Origin of the sequence: Rhodanobacter thiooxydans LCS2 (genome assembly GCF_000264375.1) — a bacterium.
Classification (GTDB): domain Bacteria; phylum Pseudomonadota; class Gammaproteobacteria; order Xanthomonadales; family Rhodanobacteraceae; genus Rhodanobacter; species Rhodanobacter thiooxydans.
The window spans coordinates 190,539-206,538 of sequence record NZ_AJXW01000043.1 but is presented as its reverse complement, the minus strand read 5'-3'; the positions used below and the strand labels follow the sequence as shown (position 1 = coordinate 206,538).

15 protein-coding genes are annotated in these 16,000 nt (G+C 67.7%); 10 read left to right on the top strand and 5 right to left on the bottom strand.

The genetic code is table 11. The annotated features are described in order from the left end of the window. Window positions 1–56: 56 nt before the first annotated feature. The 5 genes from lysS to zipA all read left to right on the top strand — a co-directional run bounded on the left by lysS (window position 57) and on the right by zipA (window position 6,790). Complete coding sequence (lysS, locus tag UUA_RS09830) at window positions 57–1,580, top strand: lysine--tRNA ligase (protein ID WP_008436412.1); 1,524 nt, start codon at window positions 57–59, stop codon at window positions 1,578–1,580. Window positions 1,581–1,583: 3 nt separating this feature from the next. Further along, window positions 1,584–1,883 carry a YciI family protein gene (locus UUA_RS09825; RefSeq protein ID WP_008436411.1) on the top strand — a complete coding sequence of 100 codons (300 nt, stop codon included), beginning with the start codon at window positions 1,584–1,586 and terminating at the stop codon, window positions 1,881–1,883. Next, complete coding sequence (locus UUA_RS09820; RefSeq protein WP_008436410.1) at window positions 1,880–2,134, top strand: BolA family protein; 255 nt, start codon at window positions 1,880–1,882, stop codon at window positions 2,132–2,134. The genes UUA_RS09825 and UUA_RS09820 overlap by 4 nt, the downstream gene beginning before the upstream one ends. Window positions 2,135–2,277: 143 nt before the next feature. Then, complete coding sequence (gene smc, locus UUA_RS09815; RefSeq protein WP_008436409.1) at window positions 2,278–5,787, top strand: chromosome segregation protein SMC; 3,510 nt, start codon at window positions 2,278–2,280, stop codon at window positions 5,785–5,787. 10 nt (window positions 5,788–5,797) lie between these two features. Continuing rightward, window positions 5,798–6,790: a cell division protein ZipA gene (gene zipA / locus UUA_RS09810; protein WP_008436408.1), complete on the top strand. Its 993-nt coding sequence runs from the start codon at window positions 5,798–5,800 to the stop codon at window positions 6,788–6,790. 9 nt (window positions 6,791–6,799) lie between these two features. Here the strand turns inward: zipA and msrA are convergent, their stop codons facing one another. Then, window positions 6,800–7,309: a peptide-methionine (S)-S-oxide reductase MsrA gene (msrA, locus tag UUA_RS09805; protein WP_008436407.1), complete on the bottom strand. Its 510-nt coding sequence runs from the start codon at window positions 7,307–7,309 to the stop codon at window positions 6,800–6,802. Continuing rightward, entirely contained in the window at window positions 7,306–7,755 is a 450-nt protein-coding gene (gene msrB, locus UUA_RS09800; RefSeq protein WP_008436406.1) for a peptide-methionine (R)-S-oxide reductase MsrB, read from the bottom strand. The genes msrA and msrB overlap by 4 nt, the downstream gene beginning before the upstream one ends. Window positions 7,756–8,111: 356 nt before the next feature. Between msrB and lexA the strand changes: the two genes are divergently transcribed. Genes lexA through UUA_RS09775 form a run of 5 tightly spaced genes read left to right on the top strand, consistent with a single transcriptional unit; the run spans window position 8,112 to window position 14,969 of the window. Continuing rightward, a complete protein-coding gene (gene lexA / locus UUA_RS09795; RefSeq protein WP_008436405.1) occupies window positions 8,112–8,732 on the top strand; it encodes a transcriptional repressor LexA in 621 nt (206 codons plus the stop codon). After that, on the top strand, window positions 8,732–9,355 hold the full coding sequence (imuA, locus tag UUA_RS09790) for a translesion DNA synthesis-associated protein ImuA (RefSeq protein ID WP_008436404.1): 624 nt from the start codon (window positions 8,732–8,734) through the stop codon (window positions 9,353–9,355). Before lexA ends, imuA begins: the two co-directional genes overlap by 1 nt. 12 nt (window positions 9,356–9,367) lie before the next feature. Continuing rightward, window positions 9,368–10,771 carry a Y-family DNA polymerase gene (locus tag UUA_RS09785; RefSeq protein WP_008436401.1) on the top strand — a complete coding sequence of 468 codons (1,404 nt, stop codon included), beginning with the start codon at window positions 9,368–9,370 and terminating at the stop codon, window positions 10,769–10,771. Continuing rightward, the gene (locus UUA_RS09780) at window positions 10,653–13,862 is read left to right on the top strand and encodes an error-prone DNA polymerase (RefSeq protein ID WP_425476895.1); all 3,210 of its coding nucleotides are present in this window, start codon (window positions 10,653–10,655) and stop codon (window positions 13,860–13,862) included. The genes UUA_RS09785 and UUA_RS09780 overlap by 119 nt, the downstream gene beginning before the upstream one ends. Window positions 13,863–13,913: 51 nt before the next feature. Continuing rightward, complete coding sequence (locus UUA_RS09775) at window positions 13,914–14,969, top strand: DNA topoisomerase IB (RefSeq protein WP_008436398.1); 1,056 nt, start codon at window positions 13,914–13,916, stop codon at window positions 14,967–14,969. A gap of 18 nt (window positions 14,970–14,987) precedes the next feature. Here the strand turns inward: UUA_RS09775 and UUA_RS20200 are convergent, their stop codons facing one another. Genes UUA_RS20200 through UUA_RS18850 form a run of 3 tightly spaced genes read right to left on the bottom strand, consistent with a single transcriptional unit; the run spans window position 14,988 to window position 15,946 of the window. Continuing rightward, window positions 14,988–15,122, bottom strand: coding sequence for a hypothetical protein (locus UUA_RS20200; RefSeq protein ID WP_268793807.1), 135 nt, complete (start codon window positions 15,120–15,122; stop codon window positions 14,988–14,990). Beyond that, window positions 15,119–15,772, bottom strand: coding sequence for a UdgX family uracil-DNA binding protein (locus tag UUA_RS09770; protein WP_008436397.1), 654 nt, complete (start codon window positions 15,770–15,772; stop codon window positions 15,119–15,121). Before UUA_RS09770 ends, UUA_RS20200 begins: the two co-directional genes overlap by 4 nt. A gap of 15 nt (window positions 15,773–15,787) precedes the next feature. After that, on the bottom strand, window positions 15,788–15,946 hold the full coding sequence (locus tag UUA_RS18850; protein ID WP_008436396.1) for a DUF3309 family protein: 159 nt from the start codon (window positions 15,944–15,946) through the stop codon (window positions 15,788–15,790). Window positions 15,947–16,000: the final 54 nt, after the last annotated feature.

Sequence of the window (16,000 nt, the reverse complement as noted above, 5' to 3'; positions counted from 1 at the left end):
CCACCACGACACATGTGCCGGCCGGCGCCGCGTGCGCCGGTCACCACGGAAGCCCCATGAGCGAAGTCACCGATACCCTGCCTGCCGCCGATGAGAACAAGCTGATCGCCGAGCGCCGCGAAAAACTCGCGGCCTTGCGGGAGCAGGGCATCGCCTTCCCCAACGATTTCAAGGTGGACAGCTTCACCGGCGATCTGCATGAAGAGTTCGCCGACAAGGACAAGCACACCGCCGAGGTCGTCGAGGCGGCGCAGCGCCGGGTGAAGGTGGCCGGCCGCATCGTGCTGAAGCGCGTGCAGGGCAAGGTCAGCTTCGCGCAGTTGCAGGACATGACCGGCCGCATCCAGCTGTTCATCCACCAGGGCACGGTGGGCGAGGCGGTCTACGAAGCGTTCAAGGGCTGGGACATGGGCGACATCGTGGGTGCCGAAGGCACGCTGATGCGCACCAAGACCGGCGAGCTCTCGGTGCGGGTCGACCAGTTGCGCCTGCTGACCAAGAGCCTGCGCCCGCTGCCCGACAAGCACCACGGCATGGCTGACGTGGAGCAGCGCTACCGCCAGCGCTACGTCGACCTGATCGTCACCGAGGAAGCGCGGCGCACCTTCATGCTGCGCTCGAAGATCATCGGCTACATGCGCCAGTGGCTGGAGGCGCCGGCACACCGCTTCATGGAAGTGGAGACGCCGATGATGCACATCATCCCCGGTGGCGCCACCGCCAAGCCGTTCGTGACCCACCACAACGCGCTGGATCTGGACCTGTACCTGCGCGTGGCGCCGGAGCTGTACCTGAAGCGGCTGGTGGTCGGCGGCTTCGACCGCGTCTACGAGATCAACCGCAACTTCCGCAACGAGGGCGTGTCGACCCGGCACAATCCCGAGTTCACCATGCTGGAGTTGTACCAGGCCTACGCCACCTACCACGAGATCATGGACCTCACCGAGGCGGTGATCCGTGACACCGCGCAGGCTGTGCTCGGCACCACGCAACTGGAATGGGATGGCGCCGCGATCGACGTTGGTCCGGCGTTCCGCCGCTGGCGCATGGAAGACGCCGTGCTGGAGCACAACCCGGAGATCCGTCGCGAGGAGTTGCGCGACCGTGGGGCGATGGCCGCGCACGCCAGGCGGCTCGGCGTGCAGGTCAAGGACAACTACGGCTGGGGCAAGCTGCTGCTGGAGATCTTCGAGAAGACCGTCGAGCACACCCTGGTGCAGCCCACCTTCATTACCCAGCATCCGGTGGAAGTGTCGCCGCTGGCGCGCGAGAACGATACCGACAAGGGCATCACCGACCGCTTCGAGCTGTTCATCGGCGGCAAGGAGATCGCCAATGGCTTCTCCGAGTTGAACGACCCGGAAGACCAGGCAGCGCGCTTCCAGGCCCAGGTCGACGCGAAGGACGCCGGCGACGACGAGGCGATGCACTTCGACGCGGACTACATCCGTGCGCTGGAAGTGGGCCTGCCGCCCACCGGTGGCCTCGGCATCGGCATCGACCGGCTGGTGATGCTGCTGACCGGCTCGTCCTCGATCCGCGACGTGCTGCTGTTCCCCTACATGCGCCCGGAGGCATAAACCATGTGGTACGCGATCATCGGCACCGACAATGCAAACTCGCTGGAAGCGCGCAAGTCCGCGCGGCCGGCGCACCTGGCCCGCCTGCAGCAGTTGCAGGATGAAGGCCGCATGCTGCTGGCCGGGCCGTTCCCGGCGATCGACACGGAAGATCCGGGTCCGGCCGGCTTCACCGGCAGCCTGATCGTGGCCGAGTTTTCCTCGCTGGCCGAGGCGCAGGCCTGGGCCGGTGCCGATCCGTACCTCGCCGCCGGCGTCTATCGCGACACCATGGTGAAGCCATTCCGCCAAGTGCTGCCGTGAGCGCGCCGCCCGTCATCGAACAGATCCGCGGGCGCCTGCAGGCCGCCTTCGCCCCCACCGAGCTGGAAGTGCTGGACGAAGGCCACAAGCACATCGGCCACGCGGGCGAGGGCAAGGGCCACTTCCACGTGCGCATCGTCAGCACCGCCTTCGCCGGCCAGTCGCCGATCAGGCGCCACCGGATGGTCTATGCGGCACTGGACGGGCTGATGGATGACGGCATCCATGCCTTGTCGATCGATGCAAAGTGAAATATCGTTATTTAATATGAAGTTGTGCGATACAATTCAAGTGACGCTGCATGCAAGAATGCGTTGCGGCGCTGTCCCGCGTTTGGCACAGTGGCTTGTCGCCCGGACCGTGCGGGCACTACCGATGACCCATTGACGACTGCATGCGCCTGACCACGATCAAACTCGCCGGTTTCAAGTCCTTCGTGGACCCCACCACCCTGCACCTGCCGAGCAACATGATCGGCGTGGTCGGCCCGAACGGTTGCGGCAAATCCAACATCATCGACGCGATCCGCTGGGTGATGGGCGAGAGCGCGGCCAGCCGCCTGCGCGGCGATTCGCTGACCGACGTGATCTTCTCCGGCTCCAACACGCGCAAGCCGGTGGGGCAGGCCACGGTGGAGTTGATCTTCGACAACGCCGATGGTTCGATCCAGGGCGAGTACGGCCAGTACGCCGAGATCTCGGTGAAGCGCCAGGTCACCCGCGACGGCCAGTCCGCCTACTTCCTCAACGGCGCACGCTGCCGCCGGCGCGACATCACCGACCTGTTCCTCGGCACCGGTCTGGGCCCGCGCAGCTACTCGATCATCGAGCAGGGCATGATCAGCCAGATTATCGAGGCGCACCCGGAGGAACTGCGCACGCACCTGGAGGAAGCCGCCGGCATTTCCAAGTACAAGGAACGACGCAAGGAAACCGAGAGCCGCATCAAGGCCACCCGGGAGAACCTCGACCGCGTGAAGGATGTGCGCGACGAAGTCGACAAGCAGCTCGAACACCTGCACCGCCAGGCCCGCGCGGCGGAACGCTGGAAGGCGCTGAAGGAAGAACAAACGCGCAAGGAAGCCGAACTGCGCGCGCTCGAATACCGCGGCCTGAAGATTCAGCATGACGGCGAGGGCGAAGTACTCTCCGCCGCCGAGATCGAGATCGAGAAGCAGCTGGCCGGCCAGCGCCAGATCGAGGCGCAGCTGGAAAGCGTGCGCGAACGCCACACCGACGCCAGCGAGCACCTGAACGCGGTGCAGGCCGAGGTGTACAAGGTCGGCGCCGAGATCGCCCGGGTCGAGCAGCAGGTGCGCTACAACAAGGAAACCGCCGACCGCCTGCAGCGCGCCCACGGCGACGCCGAACGCGAGCATGCCGAGCTGGCCGCGCACGTCGCCAACGACCGCGGGCAGATCGAGACGCTGCGCCTGGCGCTGGCCGCAGGTGATCCGAAACTCGAAGCCCTGCAGCAGCTGCAGGATGACACCGCCGAAGCCCAGCGCAGCACCGAGGCGAAGCTGGCCGACTGGCAGCAGCGCTGGGACAGCCACACCCGCAGCGCCGGTGAATCCAACCGTGCGGCCGAGGTGGAGCGCACCAAACTCAACTATCTCGACCGCCAGGCGATCGACCTGTCGCGCCGGCGCGAGACGCTGGAAGCGGAGCAGAAGGCCACCGACGTGGCCGCGCTGGACGCCGCCGGCCAGCAACTGGTCGACGAACACGAGACCCAGCGCGAGCGCGTCGAGACGCTCGGCAGCCTGCTCGACCAGCACAAGGGCGGCCACGAGAAGCTGCTGGAGGAAGAGCGCCAGGTGCAGTCGACGCTGAACGAGGCGCGCCAGCAGTTGCAGGCGGCGCGCGGCCGGCAGGCATCGCTGGAGGCGTTGCAACACGCCGCGCTGGGCCAGGAAGAAAACGCGGCCAGCGGCTGGCTGGCCCGTCTCGGATTGAACAAGTCACGCCGCCTCGGCGAATCGCTGCAAGTCGAGAACGGCTGGGAAACCGCCGTCGAAACCGCCTTGAGCGGTTTCCTCGACTGCGTGCTGGTGGACGGTTCGCACGCGCTGGCCGCTGAATTCGCGGCGCTGGAGAACGCCGACGTGGCGCTGCTCGACGCCGCCGACGGCGGCGCCCACACCGCCGGCACGCTGGCCGCCCATGTGCGCGGCCCGGCGGCGGCGCTGACCATCCTCGGCCACGTGCTCACCGCCGAGTCGCTGGACGACGCGCAGCGGCAGCTGGCCTCGTTGTCCGCGCTGGCGCCGTACCAGTCGGTGATCACGCGCAGTGGCGAATGGCTGGGGCCGGGCTGGGCGCGCGTGCGCCGCGCGCAGGGCAGCCAGGTCGGTGTGCTGGCGCGCGAGCGCGAGTTGCGTCTGCTGGCCGAACAGATCGCCGCGCTGGAAGCGCAGCTGGAAGCATCCAGCGAACGGCTCGACGCGCTGCGCATCAGCAAGTTCGAGGCCGAGCGCTCCCGCGACGATGCGCAGCGCGAGCTGTACAACGCGCATCGCCGCCAGTCCGAACTGGCCGGCCAGTTGCAGAGCCACCGCGGCAAGCTGGAAACCGCCCGCGCCCGCGCCGAGAAGGTCAGCGGCGAGCTGGATGGTCTGGCGACCCAGCTCGACGAACTGCAGGGCCAGACCCGCGAGGCGCGCGCGCGGCTGGACGAATCGGTCGGCCTGATGGGCGACCAGGAAGACCAGCGCCGCGAACTGGAGAACGAGCGGCGCACGCTGCTCGAAGCGCGTGAAGAGGCACGCATGAATGCGCGCGAGGCTGCCGAGCAGTCGCACTCGCTCGCCCTGGCGCTGGAGTCGAAGCGATCCTCGCTGAGCTCGCTGGAACAGGCGCTGGGCCGCATGGACGCCCAGCTGCGCCAGATCGAGGCGCGCCGCGACGAGATTACCGAACAGCTCGCCGCCGGCTCCGACCCGATCGCCGAACTCGAAGCCGAACGGCAAGCCTATCTGGACCAGCGCCTGCTGGTCGACAAGCAACTGGTCGAGGCACGCCGCGCGCTGGAAGACTGCGACCTCGAATTCCGCAAGCTCGAACAGCAGCGCCACCTGGCCGAGCAAGGCCTGGTCAGCCTGCGCGAGGGCATGTCCGAGAAGCGCCTCGCCGCCCAGGCGCTGCAGCTGCGCGCCGAACAGCTGGCCGCGGCGATCAGCGCCTCCGGCCTCGAACTGGAAACCCTGCTGGCCGAACTGGCCGCGGACATCGACGCGGAGCAGTGGCGCGTGCAGCTCGGCGACATCGGCCAGAAGATTGCGCGGCTGGAGCCGGTGAACCTGGCGGCGATCCAGGAGCACGCCGAGCAGAGCGAGCGCAAGACCTATCTGGACAACCAGCTCGCCGACCTCACCAGCGCGATGGAGACGCTGGAAAACGCCATCAAGAAGATCGACCGCGAGACCCGCCAGCGCTTCAAGGAAACCTTCGACAAGGTCAACGCCGGCGTGCAGGAACTGTTCCCGCGCCTGTTCGGCGGCGGCCACGCCTACCTGGAGCTGACCGGCGACGACCTGCTCAACACCGGCGTGTCGATCATGGCGCGCCCGCCGGGCAAGCGGCCCTCCAACATCTCGCTGCTCTCCGGCGGCGAGAAGGCGCTCACCGCGGTGTCGCTGGTGTTCGCCATCTTCAACCTCAATCCCGCGCCGTTCTGCCTGCTCGACGAGGTGGACGCGCCGCTGGACGAGGCCAACGTGGGCCGCTTCTCCAACATGGTGCGTGAGATGAGCGAGAAGGTGCAGTTCATCTTCGTCAGCCACAACAAGGCCACCATGGAAGCAGCCAGCCAGCTGTGCGGCGTGACCATGCGCGAGCCCGGCGTGTCGCGCCTGGTGCAGGTGGACCTGGCCGAAGCGGCTAAACTGGCGGGAGCTGCCTAAGGACCTGATGATGACGTTGCAACCCGTGCTCGCCTTCGCCTGGAACCCTGCCGTCGGCATTCCGATGCTGATCGTCGGCGTGGTCGTGCTGGCGCTGATCTGGCTGTTCGGCCAGCCGAAGAAGGAGCAGGGCAGGCGCAGGGCGATGCCGGAGTCGGAGCCACACGCCGGCGAGCGTCGCGAACCCACCTTGGGCGAGCCGGGGAGCGAACCGGTCGCGGGCGAACCCTTCATCGGAGAGACGCAGCCGCAGCAGGGCGAGCTCGACGTCGGCCTGCGCGAGGAGCTCGAGCGGCTGGGCGCCACGCTGTCCGGCGAGCGCGCCAAGGCGCCCATGTCCGCCGCACCCAAGGCCAGATCCAGGCAGCAGCCCAAGCTGGCCGACCATGTCGCCTCGATCATCGACGCCCTGCGCGCGCCCAGTTCCGGCGAACCGAAGGTACCGAATGCCCCGCCTGCGGCGGAGGAGTCCCCTCTACCGGCGCCAGCGCCCGTTGCCGCGCCAGCCGCCGCTGCGCCGCCGCGTTCCGAGCTTGGCCGGCGCCCGCCGCAACTGCCGGTGGAGCGCATCGTCACCCTGTTCGTGGTGGCCCGCGACAACGGGCGCTTCCACGGCCCGGACCTGGTCGTGGCCGCCGAGAAGGCCGGGCTGGAATTCGGCGACATGGGCATCTACCACCGCCTGGTCGACGGCAAGCGCGAGCTGGGGCCGATCTTCAGCGTCGCCAACATGCTCAAGCCCGGCAATTTCGACCTGGCCCGGCTGGATGTCTTGCGCACGCCGGGGGTGAGCTTCTTCATGACACTACCGGCGCCGCTGCCCGCACTGGACGCGTGGGATGCGATGCTGCCCACCGCGCAGCGCTTGGCCGAACTGCTGGATGGTCAGGTGCTGGACGAGGAACGCAACGCGCTCGGTCGCCAGCGCATCGCGCACATCCGCGACCAGCTGCGCGGCTGGGACCGCGACCACGAAGGCAAGGAAATCATCTTCGGGCGTTGATGCCCGCCGTCAGCCGGTCTGCTGGCGGCGCGGCAGCTTCCAGCCCGGCCGGATGAAATGGCAGGTGTAGCCGTCGGGATAGCGTTCCAGGTAGTCCTGGTGCTCCGGTTCGGCTTCCCAGAAATCGCCGGCCGGCGCCACTTCCGTCACCACCTTGCCGGGCCACAGGCCCGAGGCATCCACGTCGGCGACGGTGTCCTCGGCGATCCGCTGCTGCTCCTCGGACGTATAGAAGATCGCCGAGCGATAGGAACTGCCGCGGTCGTTGCCCTGCCGGTTCGGCGTGGACGGGTCGTGGATCTGGAAGAAGAATTCCAGCAGCGCGCGATAGCTGATCCGTGCGGGATCGAACACGATTTCGATCGCTTCGGCGTGGCTGCCATGGTTGCGATAGGTGGCGTTCGGCACGTCGCCGCCGCTGTAGCCGACTCGCGTGGAAACCACGCCGTCCAGGCGGCGGATCAGGTCCTGCATGCCCCAGAAGCAACCGCCGGCCAGGACCGCGCGTTCGGTCGTCATCGCGCGTCCTCCACCTGGTCCAGGTAATCCCCGTAACCTTCGGCCTCCATGTCGTCGCGGTGGACGAAACGCAGCGAGGCCGAGTTGATGCAGTAGCGCAGGCCGCCGCGATCGGCCGGGCCGTCGGGGAAGACGTGGCCGAGGTGGCTGTCGCCATGCACCGAGCGCACTTCAGTGCGGATCATGCCGTGCGAGGCGTCGCGCAGTTCGTGGACGTGGGCCGGCTCGATCGGCCGGGTGAAGCTCGGCCAGCCGCAATGCGATTCGAATTTGTCGGTCGAGGCGAACAGCGGCTCGCCCGACACGACGTCGACGTAGATGCCCGGCTCCCGGTTGTGCAGGTACTCGCCGGTGCCGGGGCGCTCCGTGCCGCTTTGCTGGGTGACCCGATACTGCTCGGGGCTGAGGCGCGACAACACCTCGGGATTCCTGGTGTAACGGGGCATGCGGGAGCCTCCTGTCGTGATTCGAATACAGTGAAAGATGGCTGTTCCTGCGCACTTATCAAGGCAGCGGTGGAAACGCCGGAAGAAGAAGGCGCTTCGGATTCTCTTGCGATCGCGGGCTTCGCAGAACACGTGCGTGCCCGCAGGTCGGCCATCACATGCGCATAGACGCGAGAGGTGGGCAGGGCATCGTGCTGTCCTCTCATTCCTTGAGATGGCAACGGGTGACGCTGGAGTTCGCCTCGCCTTCGAAACTGGATGCGATTACCACGCCAAGCCGTTGATCCATCTAGGTGTCGTGGCGAGGCTTTTTTTCACTCTCAATTTTCACCTATTTAGGTGAAAATATGCAGACGATGACCATCCAGATCACCCAGCGCCAGTCGAACGTCCTTGCCTTCATCCGCGCGCGGATCGAGCGTGACGGGAAGTCGCCCACCCTTGAGGAAATCGGCGAGGCACTGGGCATCGACAGTGTCAGTGCGGTGCTCAAGCACGTGCGTTCCCTTGAAGCAAAAGGCCGCTTGACCATCGAACCCAACCGCGCCCGCAGCATCCGGCTGGTGCGCGAACCCGATCCGATGGATGCGGACACGATGGAACTGCCGCTGATCGGTCGCATCGCGGCCGGCGAACCGTTGTTCTCGGAGTCACGGGTCGATCGCAGCCTGCGCGTATCCCGCTCGCTGTTCCGGCTGCGGCCGGACTACCTGGTGAAGGTGGTCGGCGATTCGATGCGCGGGGAAGGCATTCTCGATGGCGATCTGGTCGCGGTGCACGCCACACTGGTGGCCCGTCATGGCCAGGTGGTAGCCGCGCGCGTGGGCGGTGATCGTTTCACGATCAAGCGGCTGTACTGGAAAGGCGATGTGGTTCGCCTGTTGCCCAACAGCCCGGGCTTCCGTCCCATCGAGGTGGATCCCACCGAAGACTTCGCGATTGAGGGCCTGTATGCGGGCCTGCTGCGGGGCAGTTGATGAACGCCGTGGTTCCCCTTTCCGCGTTGCTCGATGCGCGCCAGGTCTGGCGGGGGCGCGCTCCCGAGGTCCCGGCCGGTGACCAGCCCACCGGCTGGCGCGCACTCGATGCCGTGCTGCCGGCGGGGGGCTGGCCCGACGCCTCCTTGTCCGAGATCCTGCTGCCCGCCGATGGCGTGGGCGAACTTCGCCTGGTACTGCCCACGCTGGCGCGATTGACCCGGAGCCGGCGCAACGTGGTGATCGTGTCGCCGCCATATGCGCCGTGTGTCGCCGGCTGGCAGCAGCAAGGCGTCGACATGCGCCAGGTGGACATCATCGAGGCCCCTGAAAAGGACGTGCTTTGGGCGACCGAGCAATGCCTGCGCTCGGGAAGCTGCGCCGCCGTGCTGGCATGGCCGCGGCAGGCCGACGATCGCGCCTTGCGCCGCCTGCAGGTGGCGGCGGCTACCGGGCAGGCGCTCGCCTTCGTGTTCCGCGATCGCTCCCATCTTTCCAACGCCTCGCCGGCCGCGCTGCGCCTGGAACTGGAAGCCTTGCCGCGGCCGCAGCTATGGGTGCGCAAATGCCGCGGCGGGGCCGTGCCCACCCGGCCCGTTCCGCTGGCGCGACTTGCCGGTTGATGGCGACCGGACATGCTCTGGACCTGCATCAACCTGTCGCATCTGGCCATGGATGGGATGCTTCGACGCCGCCCCACGACGGGGCCGCTGGTGCTCGTCGACGGTCCGGTCAACGCCCGCACGATCGTTTCGGCCAATGAATCCGCACAGGCGGCGGGCCTGCATGTCGGGCAGCGGCTGAGCGCCGCCCAGGCGCTGCTGTCGAAGTTCGAGGCGATTCCGTACGAGCGCGAATCGGTGGATCGCTGGCACCGCTTTCTCGCCGCCGTGGCCTACCGGTACAGTTCCGAGGTCAGCCTGCTGCCGCATGCGATCGTGCTGGAGGTCAGCCGCAGCATGGGCTTGTTCGGGCCGTGGCCACGGCTTGACGCGATGCTGCGGGCGGATTTCGCCGGGCTGGGATTTCGCCATCGGCTGGCCGCGGCACCGACGGCTCACGCCGCGCAGGTGCTGGCCACGGTCTCCGACGGGCAGGCGGTGCTGTCTGTCGATGCGCTGCGCCATGCCTTGCAGCGGGTGCCGCTCGCGAAGAGCTCTTTGCCGGCGAACGCCATCGCCGCGCTGCCCGGCATGGGCATCCGCAACCTGGGACAGGTGCTGGCGCTGCCCCGGGATGGCCTGCGCCGGCGCTTCGGCACGGAACTGCTGGATGCGCTGGATCGCCTGATCGGCGACCGGCCCTCCGGGCTGGAGCTGTATCGCCCGCCGGACACCTTCGACCTGCGCATCGAATTGCTCCACGAAGTGGAGAATCAGTCGGCATTGATCTTTCCGTTGCGGCGCATGGCCGATGACCTTGCCGCCTATCTCGCCGGCCGCGATGGAGGCGTGCAACGTTTCCTGCTGCGCCTGGAACATCGCGAAGGATGCTATACCGATGTGCCGGTGGGGCTGCTGGCGCCGCAGCGCGAGGGCGCGATGCTGTTCGAGTTCGCACGGGGCCGGCTGGAACACGTCGTGCTTCCTGAGCCGGTGCTGGCGCTGCACCTGATCGCGCGCGAGCTGCCGGCGTTCGTGCCCGCCGGGCGCGATCTGTTCGACGAACGGCCGGCAAACGCATTGCCGATCGGGCAGCTGCGCGAACGCCTGCGCGCGCGCCTTGGCGATCGGGCGGTCTATCGGCTGGGCAGCACCACCGATCCGCGTCCCGAACGCGCCCAGGCCGTGGCCGAATGCGGCGGCGTCCACGACGAGCCATCGCCGCGACCGACCTGGCTGCTGGCGCATCCGATTCCCCTGCGCGGCGCATCGCCGCGCATCCTGGCCGGCCCCGAGCGGCTGGAAACCGGTTGGTGGGATGGCGCCGAAGCCTGCCGCGACTACTACGTGGTCGAGACCTCGCCCGGCCAGCGGGCGTGGGCCTTCTGTCCGCCTGGCGAGCAGGGCGGCTGGATGCTGCATGGCTGGTTCGCATGAGCCGGCTCGCATGAACGATTACGCCGAACTGCATTGCCTGTCCGACTTCTCCTTCGGTCGCGGCGCCTCGAACGCGGCCGAGTTGTTCGAGCGTGCCAGGGCATGCGGTTACCGCGCGCTGGCGATCACCGACGAATGTTCGCTCGCGGGCATCGTGCGCGCGTACCAGGCATCGAACGAAACCGGCCTGAAACTGATCGTGGGCGCCGAGTTCCAGCTTGAGGATGGCCCGAAGCTGGTATTGCTGTGCGAGAACCGGCAGGGCTATACCGAACTCTGCCGGTTGATCACGCGCGGGCGCCGCGCTTCGGGAAAAGGCACGTACCGGCTCACCTGCGCGGACATGGAAAGCGGCATGCCGGGCACGCTGGCCTTGTGGACGCCCGGGCTGCAACCGGATACCGCCCACGGCCGCTGGATACGCGCGACGTTCGGCGACCGCGCATGGCTGGCGGTGGAACTGCATCGCGGGCCCGATGACGCCGCGCGCCTGCGCGAACTGCAGACGCTCGGGCATGCCCTGGATCTTACGCTGGTGGCCAGCGGCGACGTGCACATGCACGTGCGCCGCCGACTGGCCTTGCAGCACACGCTCACCGCGATCCGCCATCGCGTGCCGATCGTCGAGGCGGGCGCGCTGATCTTCCGCAATGGCGAACGGCATTTGCGCCGACGCGACGTGCTGGCCGGGATCTACCCCGAGGCCCTGATGCAGGAAAGCATGCGCATCGCCGAACGCTGCACGTTCCATATGGGCGAGCTGAAATACGACTATCCGACGGAACTGGTGCCGCAGGGCCACACGCCCACCAGCTGGCTGCGCCAGCTGGCGGAGGAGGGCATCCGCTGGCGCTGGCCGCAAGGCGCGAGCGCCAAGGTGCACCAGCTGATCGATGACGAACTGGCGCTGATCGCGTCGAAGCAGTACGAAGCTTTTTTTCTCACCGTGCACGACATCGTCCGCTTCGCGCGTGGCGAAGGCATTCTTTGCCAGGGCCGCGGCTCGGCCGCCAATTCCGCCGTGTGTTTCGCGCTGGGCGTCACCGAGGTGGACCCGGAGGTGAACAACCTGCTGGTGGCGCGCTTCATCAGCGAGGACCGCGACGAGCCACCCGACATCGACGTCGATTTCGAGCACGAGAGGCGCGAGGAGGTCATCCAGTACATCTACGGGAAATACGGGCGCGAGCGCGCGGCGCTGGCCGCCACCGTGATCTGCTACCGCGGCCGCAGCGCGGTGCGCGACGTGGCCAAGGCGCTCGGCCTGCCGCTGGACCAGGTCGACCGGCTAAGCGACGTCTTTGCGCGCGGCTGGGGCGGCAGCAAGGCTGACGAACGGTTGCGCGAACAGGGTTTCGATCCGGACAGCCCGCTCATCCGCCGCGTGCTGAAGCTCACGTACGAACTGCTGGGCATGCCACGGCATCTGTCGCAGCACGTCGGCGGTTTCGTGATCTCCGATACCTCGCTGAGCGAAATGGTGCCGGTGGAAAATGCGGCGATGCCCGACCGCACGGTGATCCAGTGGGAGAAGGACGACCTGGATTACATGCGCATGCTGAAGGTCGATTGCCTGGCGCTGGGCATGCTGACCTGTCTGCGCAAATGCTTCGCTCTGCTGGAAAGCGGGCATGGCGTGGCGAAAACCATCGCCACGATCGAGCCGGGTGACCGCGCCACCTACGAGATGATCCAGCGTGCTGACACCGTAGGCGTCTTCCAGATCGAAAGCCGCGCGCAGATGGCGATGCTGCCACGACATCGACCGGCGAATTTCTACGACCTGGTGATCCAGGTGGCGATCGTGCGGCCTGGCCCGATCCAGGGCGACATGGTGCATCCCTACCTGCGGCGCCGGAACAAGGAAGAAGTCGTCGATTATCCGTCACCGCAGTTCAAGGAAGTGCTGGAACGCACGCTCGGCGTACCGCTGTTCCAGGAACAGGTGATGAAGCTGGCCATCGTGGCGGCCGACTTCACCGATGGTGAGGCCGACAAGCTGCGCCGCTCGATGGCTGCCTGGAAACGTCATGGCGGACTGGAGCCGCATCGCGACAAGCTGATGCAGGGCATGCTGAAGAACGGTTACACGGCGGCATTCGCCGCACGCATTTTCGAGCAGATCAAGGGCTTCGGTTCCTACGGTTTCCCCGAGTCGCACGCGGCCAGTTTCGCCAACCTGGTCTACGCCTCGTGCTGGCTGAAGTGTCATTACCCGGCAGCGTTCGCCTGCGCACTGCTCAATGCGCAGCCGATGGGTTTCTACGGGCCGAGCCAGATCGTGCAGGACGTGCGGCGTCATCGCGTCGAGGTGCGGCCGGTGGATGTACGTTTCAGCGACTGGGATTGCACGCTGGAACCCGATCCGCGCGGTCACGCCGATGCGCGCGCGATCCGGCTGGGCCTGCGCATGGTGCGGGGATGCTCCGAAGCGACCGCGCTTCGCCTGATGGCAGCGCGCAGACGGCAACCGTTCGCTGACGTCACCGATCTGTGCTCGCGGGCCGGTCTCGATCGCCGTCATCAGGAACTGCTGGCGGATGCAGCAGCCCTGCGTGGGCTGGCCGGTCATCGCCATCGCGCGCGCTGGGCGGTGGCCGGTGTCGAGCCACAGTTGCCGTTGTTCGGCAGCGAAAGCCCGGGCGAGCGGGCCGTAGCCTTGCCGTTGCCCACGCAGGCCGAGGACACGCTGGCGGACTACGCACGCGTCGGTCTCAGCCTGGGCGCGCACCCGCTACGGCAGATCCGCGCCCGCCTGAACGCGGCGCACTGCATGGACGGAAAAACACTGCGCAGGCAGCCACACCACAGTCGCGTGCGCGTGGCCGGGCTGGTGACGTCGCGACAGCAGCCGCAAACCGCCAGCGGCATCATCTTCGTGACGCTGGAGGACGAGCATGGCCTGATCAACGTCATCGTGTGGCGGCAAGTGGCCGAAGCCCAGCGTCGTGCGCTGTTGCAGGCACGGTTGCTTGCGGTGGAAGGACAGTGGGAAAACGTGGATGGCGTCAGTCACCTGATCGCACATCGACTGAAGGACCTCACCCCGCTGCTGGGTGCACTGGATGCGCGCTCTCGGGACTTCCACTGAGTTCGTCGCGGCTCACCTGTCGTTGACCCGGCTTGCGCATACTCGGCGCGAATGGCCAGCAAACCTGCGCATGAGAACGTCCCGGACCTGCGCGTCGAGACGCGTGCGATGGGTCTGGTTTACGTCAGCGATACGCAGCCGGGCCTGAGCCGACGGCGTCGTGGCAAGGGCTTCAGCTATCGCGATGCGGATGGCCGGCCGATCACGGATCGCGATGAACTGGCGCGCCTCCGCGCGCTGGCGATTCCGCCGGCCTATACCCGGGTGTGGATCTGCAGCAACCCGCGCGGTCACCTGCAGGCGACCGGCCGCGATGCGCGCGGACGCAAGCAATACCGTTACCACCCTCGCTGGCGGGAACAGCGTGACCTTGGCAAGTTCGACCGCATCGTGGCGTTCGGCAGGGCATTGCCTGCGCTGCGCCGACGCGTGCGCCGGGATCTCGCTCTCGAAGGCCTGCCGCACGACAAGCTGGCGGCCCTGCTGGTGCGGCTGCTGGACGACACGCTGATACGCATCGGCAACGACTGCTACGCCCGCGACAATCGCAGTTATGGACTCACCACCTTGCGTTCCCGGCACGTGCGTGCGCAGCGCGGGCGACTGCGCTTCACCTTTCGCGGCAAGAGCGGGCAGGAGCGCGAAGTGGAAATGGACGATCGCCGGCTGGTGCGGATCGTGCGCCGCGTGCAGCAACTTCCGGGGCAGCGGCTGTTTCAGTACATCGATGACGAGGGCCAGCGGCAGCCGGTGGATTCGGACATGGTCAACGAGTATCTGCGTGCGGCCTGCGGCAACGGCCAGGCCCATGAATTCAGCGCCAAGGATTTTCGCACCTGGGGTGGCACGGTGCGTGCCGCTCGCGTCCTCGCCTGCACGCCGCGACCCCGCAAGGGTGGCGAGCGGGCGCGCCGCAGCGCACTGGCGGAAGCCGTCGTCGAAGTCGCGGGCATCCTCGGCAACACCCCGGCGGTGTGCCGCGGTTCCTACATCCACCCGCGCGTGCTGACAGGCTGGCTGGATGGCAGCCTGCAGCGGGCCATTCCACCCGCTGCGGCCGCGCATCCGCGTCAGCTGGAACGGCGGGTGCTGCGCTTCCTGCGCTGACCTCGTGCCGCTGGAAGCTCAATCCTGCGAGCCGGTCGCCGCCGGCGAGCCGTCGTCCGGGCGTGGTTCGCGGTGGATCGCGCCCAGCCAGAAGCCCCCCGCCAGGATCGCCGCGAGCGCCAGCACCCACCAGGCCATACCTTGCCGGTTCATCGCGTGGCTCCATCGGCATCGCTCAATGCGGCGAGCGCGGCGGCCACCGCGCGCAGGTCGGTCACCAGTTCGGCATAGGCTTCGTGACGGCGCGCCTCGCGTGGCGTGCGCAGCACCGCGGAGGGGTGCCAGGTGGCGAGCCCCCGCGCCTGCGGACCGAGTTCGCGCCATCGGCCCCGTTCGGAACCGATCCGGAAGTCCTTGCCGAACAAGGTCTGCGCCGCCATCGCGCCCAGGCCGATGACCAGGCGCGGTTGCACCCGCGCCAGTTCCGCCGCCAGCCAATGGCGGCAGGCGGCCTGTTCGGTGGCGTTCGCGCGCTTGTGCAGCCGCACCTTGCCGCGGAGCTCGTACTTGAAGTGCTTGACGGTATTGGTGAGGTAGAGCGTGCTCCGGTCGAGCCCGGCCTCGGCCAGCGCTCGATCGAGCAACTGCCCTGCCGGGCCCACGAACGGTTCGCCGGCCAGGTCCTCCTGCGCGCCAGGCTGCTCGCCGATCAGCATCGCCGCCGCGTGCGCCGGCCCGCGGCCGAACACGATCTGGGTGGCCTGGCGCCACAGCGGGCAGGCCCGGCAGTCCGCCGCCATCCGGCGCAGTGTCGCCAGGTTGCCTGCGGGCACGTGTTCGACCGGTTTGGCCAGCGCAATCACCGCCTGCTCGACCGGTCAGAGCACACCGAGCAGCCACAGCACGAGGATGATCAACAGGATCAGGCCGATGCCTCCGGTCGGGCCGTAGCCCCAGGAGCTGCTGTAGCCCCAGGTGGGCAGGGCGCCGATCAGCAGGATGATGAGGATGATGACCAGCAACAGTGACAGGGACATGTTCGTATCTCCTTGGTACGGGGCCGTGGCGCGTATGCGGTGCACGGCCGGGGA

Bases quoted from the DNA above. Each gene is read 5' to 3' on its own strand.
- UUA_RS09775 (WP_008436398.1), top strand. From the start codon at position 13,914: ATGGCCAGCAAACCTGCGCATGAGAACGTCCCGGACCTGCGCGTCGAG.
- lexA (WP_008436405.1), top strand. From the start codon at position 8,112: ATGACCATCCAGATCACCCAGCGCCAGTCGAACGTCCTTGCCTTCATC.
- zipA (WP_008436408.1), top strand. From the start codon at position 5,798: ATGACGTTGCAACCCGTGCTCGCCTTCGCCTGGAACCCTGCCGTCGGC.
- lysS (WP_008436412.1), top strand. From the start codon at position 57: ATGAGCGAAGTCACCGATACCCTGCCTGCCGCCGATGAGAACAAGCTG.
- UUA_RS09780 (WP_425476895.1), top strand. From the start codon at position 10,653: ATGGCGCCGAAGCCTGCCGCGACTACTACGTGGTCGAGACCTCGCCCG.
- msrA (WP_008436407.1), bottom strand. From the start codon at position 7,309: ATGACGACCGAACGCGCGGTCCTGGCCGGCGGTTGCTTCTGGGGCATG.
- UUA_RS09785 (WP_008436401.1), top strand. From the start codon at position 9,368: ATGCTCTGGACCTGCATCAACCTGTCGCATCTGGCCATGGATGGGATG.
- UUA_RS18850 (WP_008436396.1), bottom strand. From the start codon at position 15,946: ATGTCCCTGTCACTGTTGCTGGTCATCATCCTCATCATCCTGCTGATC.
- UUA_RS20200 (WP_268793807.1), bottom strand. From the start codon at position 15,122: ATGAACCGGCAAGGTATGGCCTGGTGGGTGCTGGCGCTCGCGGCGATC.
- msrB (WP_008436406.1), bottom strand. From the start codon at position 7,755: ATGCCCCGTTACACCAGGAATCCCGAGGTGTTGTCGCGCCTCAGCCCC.
- smc (WP_008436409.1), top strand. From the start codon at position 2,278: ATGCGCCTGACCACGATCAAACTCGCCGGTTTCAAGTCCTTCGTGGAC.
- imuA (WP_008436404.1), top strand. From the start codon at position 8,732: ATGAACGCCGTGGTTCCCCTTTCCGCGTTGCTCGATGCGCGCCAGGTC.
- UUA_RS09825 (WP_008436411.1), top strand. From the start codon at position 1,584: ATGTGGTACGCGATCATCGGCACCGACAATGCAAACTCGCTGGAAGCG.